The sequence below is a fragment of the Paraburkholderia sp. D1E genome (genome assembly GCF_052682275.1).
Map to the genome: position 1 here is coordinate 5,887,724 of NZ_JBQYMB010000001.1, position 19,547 is coordinate 5,907,270.

At 62.4% G+C, this 19,547-nt stretch carries 17 protein-coding genes and 1 riboswitch; of the genes, 9 read left to right on the forward strand and 8 right to left on the reverse strand.

Features of this window, described 5'->3' with window-relative positions; genetic code table 11:
* Positions 1 to 295: 295 nt before the first annotated feature.
* Positions 296 to 859, forward strand: coding sequence for a hypothetical protein (locus tag ACUN0E_RS26535; protein ID WP_445568446.1), 564 nt, complete (start codon positions 296 to 298; stop codon positions 857 to 859).
* Positions 860 to 931: 72 nt separating this feature from the next.
* Here the strand turns inward: ACUN0E_RS26535 and ACUN0E_RS26540 are convergent, their stop codons facing one another.
* From ACUN0E_RS26540 to ACUN0E_RS26550, 3 genes are all read right to left on the reverse strand, one after another.
* Entirely contained in the window at positions 932 to 2,803 is a 1,872-nt protein-coding gene (locus ACUN0E_RS26540; protein WP_445568447.1) for a glycosyl transferase family 1, read from the reverse strand.
* 269 nt (positions 2,804 to 3,072) lie between these two features.
* Positions 3,073 to 4,350: a DUF3443 domain-containing protein gene (locus tag ACUN0E_RS26545; protein ID WP_445568448.1), complete on the reverse strand. Its 1,278-nt coding sequence runs from the start codon at positions 4,348 to 4,350 to the stop codon at positions 3,073 to 3,075.
* A gap of 48 nt (positions 4,351 to 4,398) precedes the next feature.
* Positions 4,399 to 4,821: a DUF2844 domain-containing protein gene (locus ACUN0E_RS26550; protein ID WP_445570523.1), complete on the reverse strand. Its 423-nt coding sequence runs from the start codon at positions 4,819 to 4,821 to the stop codon at positions 4,399 to 4,401.
* 503 nt (positions 4,822 to 5,324) lie between these two features.
* On the opposite strand from ACUN0E_RS26550, the gene bamC reads away from it, so the two are divergent.
* The gene (gene bamC, locus ACUN0E_RS26555) at positions 5,325 to 6,557 is read left to right on the forward strand and encodes an outer membrane protein assembly factor BamC (protein ID WP_408228942.1); all 1,233 of its coding nucleotides are present in this window, start codon (positions 5,325 to 5,327) and stop codon (positions 6,555 to 6,557) included.
* A 180-nt stretch (positions 6,558 to 6,737) separates the two neighbouring features.
* Positions 6,738 to 6,893: a hypothetical protein gene (locus tag ACUN0E_RS26560; protein ID WP_408228945.1), complete on the forward strand. Its 156-nt coding sequence runs from the start codon at positions 6,738 to 6,740 to the stop codon at positions 6,891 to 6,893.
* A 584-nt stretch (positions 6,894 to 7,477) separates the two neighbouring features.
* Here the strand turns inward: ACUN0E_RS26560 and ACUN0E_RS26565 are convergent.
* The 5 genes from ACUN0E_RS26565 to ACUN0E_RS26585 all read right to left on the reverse strand — a co-directional run bounded on the left by ACUN0E_RS26565 (position 7,478) and on the right by ACUN0E_RS26585 (position 14,266).
* Positions 7,478 to 8,404: a DMT family transporter gene (locus ACUN0E_RS26565; RefSeq protein WP_445568449.1), complete on the reverse strand. Its 927-nt coding sequence runs from the start codon at positions 8,402 to 8,404 to the stop codon at positions 7,478 to 7,480.
* Between the two features lie 371 nt (positions 8,405 to 8,775).
* On the reverse strand, positions 8,776 to 10,374 hold the full coding sequence (locus tag ACUN0E_RS26570) for an L-lactate permease (RefSeq protein WP_445568450.1): 1,599 nt from the start codon (positions 10,372 to 10,374) through the stop codon (positions 8,776 to 8,778).
* A 323-nt stretch (positions 10,375 to 10,697) separates the two neighbouring features.
* A complete protein-coding gene (locus ACUN0E_RS26575) occupies positions 10,698 to 11,195 on the reverse strand; it encodes a hypothetical protein (RefSeq protein WP_445568451.1) in 498 nt (165 codons plus the stop codon).
* Between the two features lie 366 nt (positions 11,196 to 11,561).
* Positions 11,562 to 13,493, reverse strand: coding sequence for a phosphomethylpyrimidine synthase ThiC (thiC, locus tag ACUN0E_RS26580; protein WP_445568452.1), 1,932 nt, complete (start codon positions 13,491 to 13,493; stop codon positions 11,562 to 11,564).
* A gap of 89 nt (positions 13,494 to 13,582) precedes the next feature.
* Positions 13,583 to 13,701: riboswitch (TPP riboswitch) on the reverse strand.
* Positions 13,702 to 13,855: 154 nt separating this feature from the next.
* On the reverse strand, positions 13,856 to 14,266 hold the full coding sequence (locus ACUN0E_RS26585) for a GreA/GreB family elongation factor (protein ID WP_408228960.1): 411 nt from the start codon (positions 14,264 to 14,266) through the stop codon (positions 13,856 to 13,858).
* A 528-nt stretch (positions 14,267 to 14,794) separates the two neighbouring features.
* Here ACUN0E_RS26585 and ACUN0E_RS26590 point away from each other — a divergent pair.
* The 6 genes from ACUN0E_RS26590 to ACUN0E_RS26615 all read left to right on the forward strand — a co-directional run bounded on the left by ACUN0E_RS26590 (position 14,795) and on the right by ACUN0E_RS26615 (position 19,465).
* The gene (locus tag ACUN0E_RS26590; RefSeq protein ID WP_408228963.1) at positions 14,795 to 15,253 is read left to right on the forward strand and encodes a hypothetical protein; all 459 of its coding nucleotides are present in this window, start codon (positions 14,795 to 14,797) and stop codon (positions 15,251 to 15,253) included.
* 189 nt (positions 15,254 to 15,442) lie between these two features.
* Complete coding sequence (locus ACUN0E_RS26595; protein ID WP_445568453.1) at positions 15,443 to 16,273, forward strand: DUF1223 domain-containing protein; 831 nt, start codon at positions 15,443 to 15,445, stop codon at positions 16,271 to 16,273.
* 43 nt (positions 16,274 to 16,316) lie between these two features.
* Entirely contained in the window at positions 16,317 to 16,955 is a 639-nt protein-coding gene (locus tag ACUN0E_RS26600) for a cytochrome b/b6 domain-containing protein (protein ID WP_445568454.1), read from the forward strand.
* Between the two features lie 42 nt (positions 16,956 to 16,997).
* Positions 16,998 to 17,801: a molybdopterin-dependent oxidoreductase gene (locus tag ACUN0E_RS26605; RefSeq protein WP_445568455.1), complete on the forward strand. Its 804-nt coding sequence runs from the start codon at positions 16,998 to 17,000 to the stop codon at positions 17,799 to 17,801.
* 119 nt (positions 17,802 to 17,920) lie between these two features.
* Positions 17,921 to 18,169: a pentapeptide MXKDX repeat protein gene (locus ACUN0E_RS26610; protein WP_408219950.1), complete on the forward strand. Its 249-nt coding sequence runs from the start codon at positions 17,921 to 17,923 to the stop codon at positions 18,167 to 18,169.
* 366 nt (positions 18,170 to 18,535) lie between these two features.
* Positions 18,536 to 19,465, forward strand: coding sequence for an EamA family transporter (locus tag ACUN0E_RS26615; protein ID WP_408333479.1), 930 nt, complete (start codon positions 18,536 to 18,538; stop codon positions 19,463 to 19,465).
* The last annotated feature ends 82 nt before the right edge of the window (positions 19,466 to 19,547 follow it).

Here is a 19,547-nt window from a genome sequence, read left to right on the forward strand (position 1 = left end):
AGCTGAAGAGGCGGCAGCGCGCAGGCGGCATGGCGGCCGGTCAACACGATGCCGATGCGAGGCGTTGCGGTCAAGCCGTCTTTTTGTCTTGCACTATCTATACGCCCTGCGGTTCAGTATGTTCACGCTCATATACGGTGCGGTGCGGTGCGGTGCGGTGCGGTCCCGTCCCGTCCCGTCCCGTCCCGTCCCGTCCCGTCCCCGTTCTATGCCTATGCCACCCCCATGAGAGCCACGGTGCCGATCCCTCAGCCCGTAAGCTACAATTGCCGACAGCTTGAAAAACGGAACATCAATGAAGATTCGGATTCTCCCTATCGCCTGCATCACGACCGCTGCCGCGCTGCTGGCGGCCTGCACGGCCGTCTACAAGAACTCGGATGCATGCGAGCAGTTGATGCGAAGCAAGCTGGCTGAAACGTCGCCGGATACGCTGAAAGTCGCTCATAAGGGTGTCGGTATCGACGGCTCGCGGGTGGTCGTCGAAGGTTCGATCGAGCATATGGTGACGGCTTCGGAGGCCGCGGCAGCTTCCGCCGCGCAACTCGCGAATGCGCCCCGCCCGGCTTCGGGCGTGCGCGCGGCGTCGGCGGTATCGGCGGCCGCTTCGGCTTCGGGCGTTGCGGCAGCCTCCGGCGTGACGGCTGGCGTGGCTTCTGCTGCTACGGCCGCCTCCGCAAGCGTTGCTGCGTCAGGGAGCGAAGCGGCTTCGCTCAAATCGGCCAAGCCGAAGAAGACCAGCACGGCGGCCGCTGCTGAATGCACGTTTCATGGTTCGGCGCTGAGCGCATTCAGCTGGTTGGCGCCGGCCAAGCTCGCCACGCCGGCCAGCGGCGCTGCCAGCGAAGCCGTGGAGTAAAACCCGCGTTCCCAGCGGGTGCAGCCGGCTTTCGCCCGCGTCTCGTCAATCGCAAACCTCAAGCCGCGAACCTCAAGCGGCCCCGTCTGCGTGGCGGCTTTTGTTTTCGCGTATCAATTTCAGCACGCTTTCACCGAACGCCTGCGGCCGCCCTTCAAAGCAGCGCTGCACCGCCTGCGTATCGATCAGGCGTTGCCGCAGCGCGGTGCGCTCGTCTTGCTGGTCGATCATTCGGACGGCCGCAGCGATATAAGCCTCGACGCTGTCCGTGGTGGTCCACGACGGCATGCCCACGCGCTCGAACAGCGCGCCGTCGATCTGTTCGAACACTTCCTGCCCGCGTTTGCATACCCCGGGCAAGCCGAGCGTCAATGCATCGACGATACCGTTGGTATTGCCGAACGGAAACGGGCTGAGGAACAGGTCAGACTGGTTGACGCGCGCCAGATATGCGGCGTAGTCGTGAAAGTCGTGCACGACGGCGCCCGGCACCGACTGCGTGACGACGTCGCGCAGTCGGTAGAGCGGTAGACCCAACGGCACACCGGTCATGAAATGAAATTCAACGGGTGTCGCGGCACGCTCGCCGATCGCGCGGCAAGCATCGAGAAAACCAGGATTGAGCTTCATCGCGCTGGCCGTGATGACAATCTGCAGCGTTTCGCGTGGCGGGGGAATTTGCGCGACGATGTCAGGCAGCGCGACGGACGCCCGATACGGTTGCCCGTCTCTCGGCAGCTTCATCAGGCGTTCGCTGAAGCAGGCCGGGTCGCCGACATAATCTTCCTCGACGCTGACGTAGTCGATCTTGTCTGAGTGCGTGGTGGCGGGGTGCCCGAGCGCCGCGATCTGCAACGGCGCGATGCGCAGATTGGACATGAACACCGTCAGCACGAACATGCCGACGCTCGGCATGTACAACACGTCCGGCTGCTCGGCCTCGGCAAAGTCGCGAATGGTCTTCATGCACTCGCCGATGTAGTCCGGCTGCTCCAGTTCGATGAAACGGTCGAAGATGTTCCGCCCCACTTCGTCCACGGCGTAACCGAAGCCGAAGCCCACCACCTCGAAATGTTCGCGCGCAGCTTCGAGCGTACGCGAATGCGTTCGGTAGATCGAATGGGCGCCGCTGAACCACTCAAGCACGACCACCATCAAGGGCTTCCTGCCGCGCCGTGGTTTGCCTCTGGCAGGCGTGCGCTTTGGCGTGGGCAGGTCGGTCAGGCCGAGTTGTTCGAGCTTGCGGCGCACCAGCACATTGATGTCCTGCTTGATCGCATGCCGGCGCGGTGTGTCGGCATAGCTGCAGAACATATAGGCGTTGTGCAGCACGGCCGACGGCAGATCGTCGAGGTCGTCGATTTGCTGCAGCTTGCCGGGCAGCCACTCCAGTAACGCCTCGCGCTTGCCGTGCGCGTTTGCCGAGCCCTTGAAGACAGGCGCCAGCAAGGTGAGGGCGAGACAGGCGGCGATGGTTTTGTCGTACGCCCAGAGCGCAGCAAAGTCGAGTTCCAGTTCGGATTCGGCCGAATAGAGCACGCAGAGCTTTTCAATGAACGTGTCGCCGGGCAGAAACTGCGTGTCCGCCGGGCCGCGAGGATTCAGGTGACGGGTGACGTGGTCAGTATTGCCGAACGCTGTGGTCGAGAACAGCATGCCGATCCATTCATGCAGCGTGAAGAACAGTCTGGAACACGCGGGGATGGGCTGAAAATCCGGGTTGGCGAACAACGTTGACGCTGCGCTCGCCAGGCGCGTGCAGAAACGCTGACGTTGTTCGTAGGGAGACAGATTGACCATGCCGGAGGCTTCGAAGCTGCCGTCCAGCTCGCCACGATTATGTTGAAGCAGCGCCAGCGCGGCGACAAGCTGGACCGAAGCTTGCGGGTGTTGTTGCGTATAGACGAGTTGCTCGAAGTGGTCGAGCGAAAAGGTGAATTCCATTAGTTGACTATTTTAAGATATGCATGACTAACTATATTGAAGGGAAGTTAGCCGGGGCGCCGATTATCGCAGTCAGGGCGTATCAAATAATCCCGGGATAGGAGTTTGGGAATTTTCTGTGCGGGAGAATCTGATCGGTTCGTGGGATTTATTCTGTTTTGGCGCGGTAGAACGAGATGACGGGGAGTCTGTTCGGACACTCAATCGACCCCGCCCAACTCAGTTGTCTGCGCAAGGCGGGTCCCGACATCGGGCACTCGAAATGCATTTCAGAACGCGTAATACGGACCCGGCCCGGCCGACGTTGCGCGCGACGCGATCGCCGTGTAGACCCGCCGTCCGAAAAAGAACGGCAGGCCCCAGCCGAAGCTGTTGCTGGCCATGCCGGCCAGGTTGTTAAAGGCATTATTCGACGATGCGAACAGCGCGGCCGAATTGCCGATCGCAAACGATACCGCGGTCGACGCGCCATCGGTACCCACGATCGAGGCGCTCGCTGTTTGCGTCGAAGCTGGGCAGTACCAGTAACCGCATTGCGGCAACTGGCTATTGCTGAAGAACAGGCCGTTCGAGCCGCTGTCGAGGTAACTTTGCGCATAAGTCTGGCCGGCGCTGCGGGTGGCCACATACCCTGTGACCTGATTCGCCTTGACAACACTTGCGCCGCCGAGCGCGTTGTTCGCCTGGGTGCCGATGCCGAAAATCATCGAGCCTGACACACTGGCTGCGCCGGCGTCGGCGATCGCCGGCAGGTCGATTACCACGCCGTTGTTGTCGAGCGCGAAGCTGCTGACCGGATTGGTCACCTGCTGCGCAAGCGCTTGTATGCTCGCAAGGCAGGTGCCGCTGGCGTTGCAACTGTAATACCAGCGCGGCAGCGCGGCATTGACGCAGCCGCTGCCGCAGTCGGCCGCGAACAGGCCGACGCCGAGAATGCCGTTGGCGCGCAGGCTCGAGAGGGTCAGCATCGCCGGGCCCGAGCCCGCACAGTCGGTGGGTACGTTGGGCAGGGAGGGGTCGGAGATCACCTGGATTGGAATGGCTGCGGCTAACTGACCGGCCATGCGCACATCCGCGCTGCGCACCGCGCCCCAGGCGTAGCCGCCGCCGAATACCGCGCACTCGCCGGTGACGCCGCTGCCCGAACCTACCGCCGCCAGCGTGAGGCTGGCCGGCAGCGCGGACGCGAGAATTCGCAGGCCATGCGAGCCGGTGTCGACCTGAATATTGTTGATCGTCGCGCAGTTGCTGGTGCCAGTCTGGCAGACGGTGACACTCGTCGTCAGCATGTTGCGCGTCAGGCCCGGCGCTGCGGCGACCGTGATCGGCTGAACGTTCGGCGTGCTCGACTGTGGCACGGAGGTGGCTGTGCTCGAAACGGCGGCCCCGGACGGCGCGCTGGCTCCTGACGGGCTTGACGCGTTCGGGCTGCTGGCCGGGTTGGCAGCCGCTGTCTGTGAAGAGCCGGCGGTGCCGCCACCGCCGCCGCAACCGGCGAGTGCCGCGCAGACGAGGAGCAGGGCATGGAGACGAGAAGAGGGTTTCATGATGTCGAGGGCAATCGCCGAGGCGTTTTTTTTATTGGTTTGAGCGCGTCAGTGGAAATCGTCGGCTGTGACGCCGGACGGCAAGGCCGAAGGCAGCCAGGCGCGCCCTGCATAGCCGCGCATCGGGCCGCCGGATTCCACGATTACGTCCGGGCGAACGACCCGCGAGGCATGCAGGTTGCCGTCCGGCACCGACGCTGCGGCCCCGGTTCTGTAGGAGTCGGCGTACTTCCCCAGCAACGCGCGCAGGTCCGGCATGGTCGGGCCTTGCCACGTGTAAGCGATGATCTGTCCAGTATTCGTCGCGTATTCGTTGATAGTGGTATTGCCCGCATCGGTCAGCGTGCGCAGGCGTAAGGCGCCGTTCAGCAGGGTTTGGGACGCAGCGGCTATCGAATTCGCCTGGGCCGGCATCGTGCCGCCCAATTCGGCACGCGCGTCGGTGCCGGTACATAGCACGGCAATCACCATTGCCGGGACGGCGAGGGCAGGTAAGAAAGAAGAATTTGGCATGGCAACCTGTCTCGCAGTTGGAGCGCTCAATCTTTTATTGAGATGTCCAATTCAAGATAACACCCGGGTTTCCTGATCCTTGTCAGGAGCGGCGCGCGGCGCTTGAGGTAATCTCGAAAATAGCGTGTGACAAGGGTGGAAAGTGTCTTTTAAAACAATGATCTGACGACTGGCCAGGACATGTCTGACAGGTGGTTGGGAAGTGTTGTGAACTGTTAAATCTGCGGCCGGCGGAGATGATCGCCGCCGGCGAAGCGGGGTGCTTTTCTGCAGCGCGAAGCTCTCGCTGCGCGACGATTCATCGGTGTCCAGGCCACTTGTCGCAACCCGCGTTTTTGCCGGCCGAGCGCCGCTCAATTCGCGGGCAAACCCGGGTTTTTGCACATGTCGCGCTGGGATCGGTAAAATGTTGGGTTGATCCACGGAAACTTGCCGTGGCGTAGCGGAAGGATTCCCTGAACATGACTGATCTTCGTCTTACCAAGCGGTTTGCAGTAATGCTGATGGCAGGCGGTCTGGTCGCCGGCTGCGGCACGTCGTCGCCGACCAAAATTGACTACAAAAGCGACTCGAAATCGAAGCAGGTATCGCTTGCCGTACCGCCGAACATGATCGATGAGACGTCCGATCAGCGTTCGTTGCCCCCGCAAGGCGGCGAAACCTCGCTGTCCACGCTCAAGCAGGTCCAGGCGCAAGCACCGGCCACCAGCACCCTGACGGTGGTGCCACAGGTCACCGGCATGCATATTCAGCGCGACGGCACGGAAAGCTGGCTCGTGATCGACAACAAGGCGCCCGACCAGGCGTGGCCGCAAATTCGCCGTTTCTGGCAGGAGCAGGGCTTCCTGCTGGTGGTCGACCAGCGCGACAAGGGCGTGATGGAAACGGACTGGAACGAAACGCACGCGCAGATCAACGACGGCCTGATCCGCGACACGCTGTCCAAGGCAATGGGCAACAGCTATGTGAGTTCTGAGCGCAACAAGTACCGCACGCGTCTCGAAACGGCGCCGAACGGCGGCACTTATGTGTTCATCAGCCAGAAGGGCATGCGCGAGGCGATCACCGGCACGAACAACGATTCGACCAGGTGGGAAGCCAAGCCGAACGATCCGGGCCTCGAACAGGAATATCTGAAGCGGCTGATGGCAGCGCTGGCGCTGACCGATTCACGCACGAAGTCGGCTGATACGCAGAGCGCCGAGTTGTCGCCGGCGGGTACGCAAACGGCGCCGAACGCGGCTACAGCGGGTGCGAAGTCGGCGGCTGCGGCCACGGCGGCGCAAAACGTGGCACTGTCGGCGCAACCGCCCATGCCGGATGACGCGGCGAACAGCACGGCGGCACAGTTCTCGTCCACCGAACTTACCCTCGGCGAGCCGTATGACCGTGCATGGCTGCGCGTGGGCCTCGCACTCGACCGCAGTAACTTCACTGTCGACGATCGCGATGCGAGCCGCGGTTTGTACTTCGTGCGCTACGTCGATCCGAAGGATATGACCTCGGCGGAGCAAGGCTTCTGGAGCCAGGTGTTCCACGGCAAGAAGGAAAAGGTCGCCAAGCAGTATCTCGTGAACGTGCGCGCGGTGACGCCTAACCAGACCCGTGTGGCAGTCGTCGACGACAAGGGCGCTATCGATCAGAGCCCGCAGGCCAAGCAGATCATGGGTCTGATGGTCGACCAGTTGCACTGAACGAAGTCGTAGCACGCAGTGAACGCTGTCTGAAAACCCGCCCGGAGTGCAACCCGGGCGGGTTTTTTTATGTCCGTTTCATCTTTCGCGCCGCGAGTCGTCAGATTGCCGGCGTGGCGCGCACGCGTTTTGCTTCTGTCTGGAACACCGGTATAAACCGGCGCTCAACGGGAGATGGCCATGTTCGACGTGATTCCTTACTGGATGTGGGCGGCGAGCTTGCTCGTCCTGGCACTTGTCTGCGGTGCGGCCTTGTCGCCACGCGAGACGCGGCGGCCGGCGGTCGTGCGTGTCCGGCATACGGCTGCACACCGTACGAAATGGCCGATGTCCTGATGTCAGGCCTCGCTTCAAACGCAAGAAGCGAGGCATCGCGGCCGCCCCGTGCGGCCGCATGTTACGTGACGTTACCCCGGTGACGTAACTCGCCGAACCCTCTCCGCCAACCTCCCTCGCATGTTTTCATCGCAAAACAATCCAATAACAATCAATGGTTTGCGAACAATTTCTTGTGAATCTTTATAACTGGCACGCAAGCTGCTTTTATAGACTCATGGGGCCGGATTCGTAACATCCGCCGTGAGCTTGCGGCGCTTCTCGAATCGGCGATTTCCCAACCCTTTCAGCACCGGCGAACGAACCGGTGCTTAGCCCGATGATGGCCTGCGCGCGTGGCGCGCGGCCTCGGTGGCCCCGTCGCCTATCCTCGTAGGGCGACGGTTTCGCCCGCACTCCAATGGAGTGCGGGCTATTTTTTTGGGTGCTCGGGATGGGTTGCGAGGAGGCAGCCGACGCGGCGACCGGTGCATGACGGGAAATGGCGACGCTGAAGAAGGCGTCGCTCGAAGGGGGGCCGTGTCGGCGCGATTCTCGTCAGGGCGAGAACCGGACTGCGCCGGACGTATTGCGCGAGGCGGTTTTCAGGTGTCGGCGCGGCGCGGGCCGCTCCAGGGCAGACGTTTGATCACGCCGGTGGCCAGCGCGGTGCCGACGAGAATCACACCGCAGCCTTCCAGCATGCCCGGCGACACGGTTTCGCTGAGAAATAACGCGCCCCACAGAATGCCGAAGATCGGAATCACGAAGGTCACCGTAATCGCGCGTGCCGGCCCGACCACTGCGATCAGGTGGAAGAACAGCATGTACGCGACGCCGGTACATGCGACACCCAGTGTGAAGACCGCGCCCCAGGCGTGCAGCGAGATCGGCGCAGCCGGCCAGTAGATTGCGGCGAGCGGCAGCAGCACGATGGTGGCGCCGGTCATCGTACCGGTCGCGACGGTCAATGCGTCGACGCCGGTCAGGTGGCGCTTTGTGTAATTGGCGGCGATGCCGTAAAGCAGCGTGGCGCCGAGCGCGGCGGCTGCTGCGAGCGCGGTGCTCAACGGCGTGGCGGCCGAACCGTTCGGCGCGGCGATCTGATCCCACACCAGCATCAGTACGCCGAGAAAGCCGATCACGAGACCGAGCGTGCGTAGCGCGCTCAGGCGGTCACGCAGCCAGAGAAAGCCGACGAGGGCGCCCCACAGCGGTGTGCTGGCATTGATGACAGACGTCACGCCTGCCGACAGCGTCAGCTCGGCATAGGCGAACAGGCAGAACGGCGCCGCCGAATTCAGGATGCCGACCACCAGCAGCGGAAAGGCGCGTGTGCGCAGGATCGTCGCGGACTGACGCAATGGCCGCCGCGCGACGAGCACGACTGCAAGGAAGATCGCGCCGATGCCGACCCGCAACGCCATCAGCGGCGCGACGCCGAAGTCGGCCACGCCGACACGTATAAACAGAAACGAGGCGCCCCATAGGGCGGCCAGGATCAGCAACTGCAACAGGTTCTTGGTATTCATTGTCGTGGCGCCGCGCGCGGTTGAGTCGAGACGCCCGCGCATCGTAGCAGCGCGATCGCGCAAAACGTTTCAGGCTGGAATGAAACGGCAAGATTCGTGGGATGAAGGGGCCTGATAGGCATCATCGTATGTGCGGCCGGGCTGGGTGCAAAACGAGCAATTCTCACGCTAATGTGAGAAAAATTGCGATGAGATTAACGCGGCCTCGGGGTGCGTCGAATGCACGCTGTCAAAAAAACGGACGTGCCCGAAAGAGCACGTCCGCCGATTCATCCATTCAGTTGTTCACTAGCTGAGCGGATCCATTGCGCAAGCTATCGTCCACAAGGAAGTGGCAAGCGCATACCTTTACAGCCCCGATCAGGCAAACCTCAGTGCGGAATCATCCCCTGCAGGAAGTTCTGCTGCACCCACACCAGCACGCCGAGGATCACCGTCAACAGAATCGAATGCTTGAAGGTCTTGGCGAATACGACGCCTTCCTTGCCCTTGAGTTCGGTCGTCGCCACGCCGGTCGAGATGTTTTGCGGCGAGATCATCTTGCCCATCACGCCACCTGACGAATTGGTTGCTGCCATCAGGATCGGGTTCAGGTTCAGCTGATGGGCCGCCACCACCTGCAGGTTGCCGAATAGCGCATTGCCCGAGGTATCGCTGCCGGACAGGAACACCGCGACCCAGCCGAGGAACGCCGATACCAGCGGAAAGAACGGTCCGACCGACGCAGCCCCGAGCCCGAGTGTGTAGGTGAGCCCGGAGTAGTTCATCAGATACGCGAGCGCGACGATGGTCGCCACCGTCAGAATGGCGATGCGCGTCTGGATCCACGTGTCGACAATGGCCTTGCCAAATTCGCGCACGCCCAGACCCGTCACGAACGAAGTAATGATGGCAGCGACCAGAATCGCCGTGCCGGTGGCAAGCGGCTGGAAGTCCCACACCGCGCCGTATGGCGTGTTGTACAGGGTGATGTACACGGCCTTGTCGAGGCCCGGCCACGGCACCTTGACGTCGCCGATCAGGAAAATTTTGGCGATGGTCCAGACGATTACCACCGCCGAGACGATGATCCACGGATACCAGCCCTGGCCGCCGCTGATCTTGCCGCGCACCTCGCCCACGCGATCGATGTTGATCGCGAACTTTGGGTCGACGGCGGGCTTCCATACACGCAGGAACGCGATCGTCAGGATCAGTGACACCATCGACGACAACACGTCGGTCAGGCTGTAGTTCACGTAGTTCGATGCGACGAACTGCGTCAGTGCGAAGCTGGCGCCCGACACCAGCAGTACCGGCCACACGCGCAGCATGTTACGAAAGCCCGCATACACGCCGATCACGTAGAACGGCAGCAGCAAGGCGAAAAACGGCAACTGCCGTCCGACCATCTTGGCGAGCGTGTCGGCAGGCAGGTGCGTGACCGCGCCGAGCACCGTGATCGGTACGCCTAGCGCGCCGAACGCGACCGGCGCGGTATTGAAGATCAGCGTAAAGGTGAGCGCTTCGAGGGTGGGGAAACCGAGCAGGATCAGCAGCGAACTGGTGATCGCGACCGGCGTGCCGAAGCCGGAAATCCCTTCGAGCAGTGCGCCGAACGAAAAACCGATCACGACCAGCACGACGCGCCGGTCGTTCGGCAGGTTGTCGATCATCCACATACGGAAGGCCGCGAAGCGGCCCGAGCGTTGCGAGATGTTGTAAAGCAGGATCGCCGCGAACACGATCCACATCACCGGCCAGCAGGCGAAGACCGCACCGTTGGCTACCGAAGTGAGCGCGAGTCCGACCGGGAACTGCCATACGAAAATCGCCACGATCAGGCCGACGATCAGCCCCGCGAGTGAGGCCTGCCAGGCAGGCCGGCGTGCCCAGCCAAGCAGTAGCAGGACGACGATGATCGGCAGCGCGGCAACCAGGAACGACGGCAATAGCGCATTGCCGACGGGGGTGAGTAGTTGGTGAAACATCACGTCTCCTTCGTTGTTGTTTGAACTCGACGCGGGACTACGCACTACGGGCGCGTCGCTGTGGCAGGACGGACGGGCGTCGGCGGCGGGTGCAGGACGCGCCGGGTCGCTTATTTAAACGGGTACTGCGTGTGACTTCCCCAAGCATAGAGCCCGGATGTTGGCCGTCAAGAAGGGAAACTACGGGAGAAGGCGGGAATCGGTGAAAGCGCCGCGTTGTGCGGGCTGGACTGCGCGCGGCACGATGCGTGCGCAGGGAGCCCAGGAAGGCTCGCCATGCACACGCATAAGGGGGTCAGTGGGGGAAGCCAGGTCGGCAAGACTCAGTGATAGTGCCCGTGGCCACCCCATCCACCGCGGCCGCCGCCCCAATAGCCGCCGAAACCGAAGCCGATCGAGACCGACGGGCCATACCAGCCTGGGTATCCGTAATAAGCCGGATAGACCGGCGGCGGATAGTAAGCGGGATAGGCGGGATAGGGCGGAGCAACGTATACAGGCGGCTGGGCGACCGCGTAGGAGGGCGGTTGGGATTGCGCATTGGCCCGCGCCTGCTGCGCGGCTTGAGCCTGTTGTTGCGAGGTTGCCGAATCGCCGGCAGTTCCGACGGCGACTTCCCGCTGAACGTCGGTGGGCGGGACGGTGCCGTAGGCGTAGTAAGGGTAGTAGCCCGGATAGTAGCCGTAAGGGTAATAGCAGCCGGATAGCGTCAGCATGCAGGCCGCGCCGGCAAGCGCGATTCCGGTTCGGGAAAGACGGGGTAAGCCGCGCGGCAGCCGCTGGCTGATTGTGCAAAGAGAATCGATGACGCGGGACTTCATGACGCGCTCCTGTTTACCATCGGACGCCGCCATCCGGGGCGTAATGGCCTGAGCTTACGCCGCTGTAGCGCCAACACGATTGCAAAACCGTAACGGCTTATTTCACCCCATTGCAAAGCATTTTTCGCAGCAATCGGCACGCATCCAGATGCACGGGCATGTGTCAGCAGATTGTCGATGTCGTGATCGCATGCTTACACTCTGTCGGCATGTGGCATGTGGCATGTGGCATGTGGCATGTGGCATGTGGCATGCCGGCTTGCGCAGAAATGCAAAAGCCCGCCAGGGGCGGGCTCCTGTGCTGCAATGCAATGAGGCAAAGGGTTCGAATGGCGGGCGTGCACGTCTGCGCCCGCGATCCGTACCTTACTGCCGCTGATAAATCTCAGCGCCTTTCTTCATGAACTCGATCGACTTCACTTCCATGCCTTTCTTCAACGCGTCGTCGTCGGAGAGGCCTTGTTGCGCGGCGAATTCGCGCACGTCCTGCGTGATCTTCATCGAGCAGAAGTGCGGGCCGCACATCGAACAGAAGTGCGCGACCTTGGCAGAATCCTTCGGCAGGGTTTCGTCGTGGAATTCGCGTGCCTTGTCCGGGTCGAGACCGAGATTGAACTGGTCTTCCCAGCGGAATTCGAAACGCGCCTTCGACAACGCATTGTCACGCACCTGCGCGCCCGGATGGCCCTTTGCCAGATCGGCGGCGTGCGCGGCGAGCTTGTACGTAATGATGCCGGTCTTGACGTCGTCCTTGTTCGGAAGTCCAAGGTGTTCCTTCGGCGTGACGTAGCAGAGCATTGCCGTGCCGAACCAGCCGATCATCGCAGCGCCGATGCCCGAGGTGATGTGGTCGTAGCCCGGCGCGATGTCGGTCGTCAACGGTCCCAGCGTGTAGAACGGTGCTTCGTCACACCATTCCAGTTGCAGGTCCATGTTTTCCTTGATCAACTGCATTGGCACGTGGCCGGGGCCTTCGATCATGGTCTGCACGTCGTGCTTCCACGCGATCTGCGTGAGTTCGCCGAGCGTTTTCAGTTCGCCGAGTTGCGCTTCGTCGTTCGCGTCGTAGATCGAGCCGGGGCGCAAGCCGTCGCCGAGCGAGAAGGCCACGTCATACGCCTTCATGATTTCGCAGATGTCTTCGAAGTGCTCGTACAGGAAGCTTTCCTTGTGGTGAGCGAGGCACCACTTCGCCATGATCGAGCCGCCGCGCGAGACGATACCCGTCATGCGCTTGGCCGTCAGCGGCACATATTGCAGACGCACGCCCGCGTGGATCGTGAAGTAGTCGACACCTTGCTCGGCCTGCTCAATCAGCGTGTCGCGGAAGATTTCCCACGTCAGGTCTTCGGCCTTGCCGTTGACCTTTTCCAAAGCCTGGTAAATCGGCACCGTGCCGATCGGCACCGGTGAATTGCGGATGATCCACTCACGCGTTTCGTGAATGTGCTTGCCGGTGGAGAGATCCATCACCGTGTCGCCGCCCCAGCGGATCGCCCACGTCATCTTGTCGACTTCTTCGCCAATCGACGAGGTCACCGCCGAGTTGCCGATGTTCGCATTCACCTTCACGAGGAAGTTACGGCCGATGATCATCGGCTCGCTTTCCGGGTGATTGATGTTGTTCGGGATGATCGCGCGGCCACGTGCGACTTCTTCACGCACGAATTCCGCGGTGATTTCCTTCAGGCCGTCGGGACCGAATGCGCTCGCGCCGAACGCCTGGCCCGGATGCTGGCGGCCCATCATGGCCGCGAGCTTTTCGCCGTTCGGGCCGCTCGTCCTCAGGGTTTCCAGATACGCGGCGCGCTGCTGGTTCTCGCGAATCGCGATGTATTCCATTTCCGGCGTGACGATGCCCTGACGCGCGTAGTGCATCTGCGAGACGTTCTTGCCGGCGACTGCGCGGCGCGGCGTGCGATGCAGGCCCTGGAAGCGCAGTTCGGCGGTTGCCGTGTCGGCGGCGCGTTCACGGCTGAAGCCGCTCGACAGGCCCGTCAGGGCTTCGGTGTCGCCGCGTTCTTCGATCCAGGCTTGACGCAGCGCCGGCAGACCCGCGCGGATGTCGATCTGCGCTTGCGGATCGGAATAGGGGCCCGACGTATCGTAGACGAAGACCGGCGGATTCTTCTCGCCGCCGAAGCTATCCGGCGTGTCGGACTGCGAGATTTCGCGCATCGGCACGCGGATATCGGCTCGCGAGCCGGTCACGTAGACCTTGCGGGAATTCGGCAGCGGGGCGACAGCGGCGGCATCGACGTGAGCGTCGGCGGAAAGAAACTTCGGATTGGCGTTCATGCGTATCTCCTCGCAAAGCAATGTGGGCCGCTAAGCAGGAGACGAGATGGAAGTTGTCGGAAATCGCGAGAGATGAAACGGTAGACCAGGTGCGAAATCCGTACGCTTCCCTGCGCTGGCATTATCCAGATCAGGTTCAAAGGGTATTTCTCACCCACGCAACACGGACCTCCAACCTCCGCGCTACGCAGGACCCCCGCGTTAGCAGCGCACACGATACACCGCCCGGGCGGTGCTTGGCAACCCGTCTTGAAAAAGTCAGATGTCGGAGATAACGCCGGTCAGCCACGCACTATTCTTATTGTGATAGGGCTGCCGGGGATGGTGCGGCGCAGCGGTTCTGCGTCGCGAGTGCGCCTGGCTTACAGCGTGAAATCGTCGGCGGCTTCCGGCTGAAACAGGATCTTTTCGAGCTTCAGGACTTTCTCCGTGCCGCTCGGCGGCGTGAAGCGGATGCGTTCGCCGCGTTTGGCGCCGAGCAAGGCGAGGCCGACCGGTGAGAACACGTTCAGGCGGCCGTGCGCGAAGTCCGCATCGGGCGGATAGACGACCGTCCAGGTCATCTGCTCGCCGTTGGTTTCGTCGACCAGCGTGGCTTGCGAATTCATTGTGAGGACGTTCGCGGGAATGTCGCGCGATTCGACGATCACGGCGCGTTCCAGGACGTCGTCGAGCATGTCTTGCAGTTTGGCGTCGGCGCCGGGCGCGGCCGCGTGTTTTTCAAGACGAGCGACGTCGAGTTCGGTGAGGTAACAGGTTTTCGTCTTTTTCATGACGGGTTCTCCAATTGATCTGCACATATGGGAATTGCGTGCGAATGAGATCAGCCCGGAGCCCGACGACGTGGCTCCGGTTATGGAGGAAGCAACGTCAGATCGGGCGCCGGGCGGCGAGAAGCGGGAGCGTTCGGGACGGCTGACCGGCGTGAGGCGCTGCTACGTCCGCGCGCGCGCCACCGGTTGCGCGGCGGGGGCGCAAGCGGGTGAGGGCACGGGAGAACGGAGGACGCATGGGATAGCTGGCAGGGAGCGAAAAGTATTGGGGTAAGCGCCGGAAAGAAGACTTGATCGACGCAATCGAAAGGGGAATGTTAGCACGGGCCGGGCGTCTCCTTAATCGCCGCCGAGAGGTGCCGTGTGCGCAGGGTGCGGCGCGTCTATTTCGCACCGGGTCGTTCAAGGCCGCCGCGGCGCTGCCGTTAATCCGCCTGTAGGGGCGGCCGTTGCCCAGCCGGACGACCGGCGGTGGGTGGCGCGTCAATGGCGTGATGCGGATCGATACGGCTTTAAGGAGATGGGCTCATGAAAACGGGACTAGTGCGGTTTGGGGCGCTCGGCGCGGTCGCGGCGATGGCGGCGCTGGTTGCATCGCCAATGCCGGCGGTGGCGGCGAGTAATGGAACGATTAGTTTTTCGGGAGCGATCGTAGCGCCGCAACTGGCGATTTCGGCGGCCCCGGCTCCGGCCGGGGCACGCGTCGATGCTACCGGCGGGCGGCTCGCGCAAACGGGTTCGGCGGTCACGCTAACCTTTAGCGCTGCGCCGGGCGTGGCTACGGGTGCTGATGTTGCACTTCAGGTGAATAACGGTGCGACGGCGCGTGATGCGGTGGCCGGACGTTTTGTCGATAGCGGTGGCCGTGTGTCTCGCGCTGCCAGTGATGGGCACTACCGGGTTGGCCGCGATGGCGGGGTGTTGTCGCTTGCACCGAAGAATGCAGCGCTGGATACCCGGGTGACGGTTGTCGTTAGTTACGATTGAGGCGTCTTCGCGGGGCAGCGGTGTATTGAGGCAGTTTGCCCTCAAGCGTACAGACACGCCGCGCCCCGCGGGCGTATATAGCATGGAACGGTCGCGACCGCAGTTGAACAACCCCAAAAAAAAAAAGAACTGGCTGTCATAAGCGGGCTCGTGGATCGACAAACGTGCAGATCCTGATGAGAGCACGCCATGCAAACCGCCCGAACCCGCCGAGCCAACCGGCATGTCACCCGCGCAATCGCGCTAGCCGTCGCGCTGACAACGCTGTCAGCCAGCGGCCTCGCCACCGCCGCCGGTGCCGTATGCGCGTCGCACAGTCCATCCCACCGCGTAGCGCTGGTCGAGCTCTACAGCAGCGAAGGCTGCAACAGTTGCCCGCCCGCGGACAACTGGCTGAGCCAGTGGAAAAACAGCGGGGCAACCCAAAGCATCGTGCCATTGGCTCTGCACGTGGACTACTGGAATAGCCTCGGCTGGACCGACCGCTTTTCGCAGCATCGCTTTACCGAACGTCAGCAAACCCTCACTGACCTCGCCGGCGGCCACACCATCTACACACCCGAGATTTTCGTATCCGGCCGCGAGCTGCGCAGCTGGTCGCAGCGCGACAGTTTCCAGAGCCGCATCGGCAAGGTTGTCGCCGAACCGGCGCAGGCGAACGTGGCGCTCGAACTGAAGCCGCAGGCGAAGGGCGCCTTCAATGTCGATGCGCAATTCACCAGCAAGGCGGCAGACACAACAGCTCAGCTGAATGCCTACGTCGCGGTCTACCAGAACGCATTGAACTCGCAGGTCAGAGCCGGGGAAAACAGCGGCGCGACGCTGCATCACGAACGCGTCGTGCGGCAATGGATTGGCCCCGTGCCACTTGTTGCCGGTAACGCGCAAATCCGCCGCGATATCCGCATCGACGATGCCGATGCCAACGCCCCGGCTGACAACTTTGGCGTAGTCGCGTTCGTCGAAAACGCGGCGACCGGCGACGTGCTGCAAGTGGGCGAACTGGCCGCCTGCAATTGATCGCGCGACGCCCCTCGGTTCCCCTATTTCACCGGAGATTCTCATGGCAACGCCTCATGCTCTCAGCGAAACCGCTCCGCCCGTTATACCGAAGAGCGGCACGATTCATCCGGTGTGGGTGCGCATCACGCATTGGCTCAATGCACTCGCAGCCATCCTGATGATGCTGTCCGGCTGGCGCATCTATGACGCGTCGCCGATCTTCAAAGGTTTTACGTTTCCCACGACGATCACGCTCGGCGGCTGGCTTGGCGGCGCGCTGCAATGGCACTTCGCGGCGATGTGGCTGCTGGTCTTCAACGGTCTGCTGTATCTCGCGCTGAACCTGGCGAGTGGGCGTTTCGTGCGCAAGTTTCTGCCGGTCTCGCCGCGCGCCGTGCTGCACGACTTCGTCGCCGCACTGACCGGCAAGCTCTCGCACGCCGATCTGCGTGTCTACAACGCAGTGCAGAAATTCGCTTACCTGTTTGTCGTCTGCGATCTGATCGCGCTGGTGCTTTCGGGCCTCGCGATCTGGAAATCGGTGCAGTTTCCGCTGCTGCGCGATCTGATGGGCGGCTATGACAATGCGCGCATCGTCCACTTCTGCGCCATGTCGCTGATGGCTGCGTTCATCGTCGTGCATCTGGCGATGGTGGCGCTCGTGCCGCGCTCGCTGCTGGCCATGCTGCGCGGACGCTAAGTCGCGGGTTCATGGATACGCACAGCTTAAGGATATCGAATCATGACCAAGCCCGATACAAAACCTGATCGAAAGCTCGCCCCTATGGCTGGCAATAAGCTCGACCGCGAATCGATCCTGATCGACGCCCGGCGCGAACTCGCGATGCCGTCGCGGCGCCTGTTCGGCAAACGGCTTCTGACGCTCGGCGGCCTGTCGATGCTGACGGGCTGCTCGCTCACCGACAACGATTCAGTCAACGCATTCCTGACCGCCGTGTCGCGCCTGAATGACCGGGCGCAAGCCGCACTGTTCGATCCGAAGCAACTCGCGCCGACCTACACCGAAGCGCAGATTACGCGGCCATTTCCGTTTAACGCGTTCTACGGTATCGACGACGTCCCCGAGGTCGACGCCTCCGACTACAAGCTGAAAATCAGCGGTCTCGTGACCGGTCAGCGTGCCTGGACCTTGCCCGAGTTGTATGCGCTGCCGCATGCCGAGCAGATCACGCGGCATATCTGCGTGGAAGGGTGGAGCGCGATCGGCCGCTGGGGCGGCACGCCGTTTGCCGATTTCCTGCGGCGTATCGGCGCGGACACGAGCGCGAAGTACGTCGGTTTCAAATGCGCCGACGACTACTACGAAAGCATCGACATGCCGACCGCGCTGCATCCGCAAACGCTGCTCACGTTTTCCTATGACGGCGAACGTCTGCCCGCGAAATACGGCTTTCCAATGAAGCTGCGCATGCCGACCAAACTCGGCTACAAGAATCCGAAACACATCGTCGAGATGTTCGTCACCAACACGTTCCCCGGCGGCTATTGGGTCGACCAGGGCTACAACTGGTTCGGAGGCTCCTGACGCACGGGTCGGCGCGTGCAGGACCCAGCGCGCGACCCCGGGCGGCAGAAGCTTCGGAAGTACCCCGGCACAAGCTGGAAGCCGGTTCATAGTTATCCATAACGAAACGGAGTTATCCCATGAAAAAGTTCGCAATCGCAGCAATGGCCGTCGCTCTCCTGACCAGCGGCGGTGCCGCGTTCGCTCAGGCAAGTGGCGCAATGTCCAACGATGCGATGTCCAAGGACACGATGTCGAAGGATTCGATGTCCAAAGACACCATGTCGAAGGACAGCATGAAGAAGGACACGATGAAGCACGACAAGATGAAAAAGAGCGGCGACGCAATGGGCATGAAGCACGAAGCCTCGGGCGCGATGGCCAACTAGGCGTTTCCGGCGATGCCGGTTGCATAGCTTCAGCGCCGGTGTCACGGGCGGCTCAAAAGCCGGGGATACGTCCCCGGCTTTTCTGTTGCAAGTACGCAAAAAAGTTACGATTCTTTCAGGCAACGCGGTGGGCGCTTACTGCATAATGCGATGCGCGCCAAACTTTGGGCGCGTGTCAGCCGTGGATCGATTTTTATCGACCGCCGCGGCGTTGTGGCCCCATTGGCCATCTATCGTCTTTCTGTTCCACCAACATGTCCGCCAGCCTCGCCCGTCAGACCGCATCGCCGATGCGGTATCCGCCATCCCGACACCGGGTTTTCAGCGGGGGCGCAGCACCTCGAGCGGCATGGGCGGGTTGAACGCATGTCGCCGCAACTCCCCAGCCGTTTTCCGCGTGGTTTTCCGATCCGTTTGCCGCAGTCCCGCAATGGACAGATCGCGCTCGCGCTCGCCGTCGTTTATCTCGTGTGGGGTTCGACCTATCTCGCCGTGCACGTCGCGCTCGGTTCGTTTCCGCCGCTGCTGCTCTCGGGGCTGCGCAATCTGTTTGCCGGCATAGGGCTCTTCGTCTTCGCGGCGCGCCGCAATCCGGTCTGGCCGAGCGCGGGTGAAATCCGGAACGCAGGCCTTGTCGGCACGATGCTGGTCGGCTTATCGAGCGGCATGCTGGCCTATGGCATGCGCACCGTCGGCACCGGCACTGCGGCCGTGATGGTCGCAACTGTGCCGCTGTTCGCGACGGTGATCGCGGCGGTGGCGGGGCGCAAGATCGGCAGGGGCGAGTGGTTCGCGGTGGGCCTCGGGCTGGTGGGCATCGCGATCCTGAGTCACGGCGACAGTGCGCCGGGATCAGCCGGCGGCAGCCTGGCGATCCTGTGCGGTGCGCTTTTCTGGGCGGGTGGCGCGCATCTGGCCGGCCGGCTGAAACTGCCGTCGGACCTGTTTCTATCGACGTCGTTGCAGATTGGCCTCGGCGGCGCGATGTCGACGCTGGTCGCCTGGGTATCGGGTGAGCGGATGATGGAGGTGCATTTTCTGCCGGTGCTGGCCTTCGTCTACCTGATGCTGATCGGGACGATGGCCGCCTATGTTGCGTACGGTTTTCTGATCCGGCATACGAGTCCGATCATCGCCAGCAGTTGCATGTACGTGAATCCGGTAGTCGCGGTGGCGCTCGGCGCGTTGTTGCTCGGCGAGCCGGTCACGCATTCGACGGTGATCGCGACCTGCGTGATTCTGGCCAGCGTGGGGCTGTCTTTCTGGCTCGATTACCGGAAGAAGGGTCTCGTCTGAGGTCGGGTGGCGGGCAGTTGTCTGCTGCCGGTTGCCCGCTGTCCATTCTCCGGTCTTCGCGTTCCGCTGCTTTGGAGCGCGA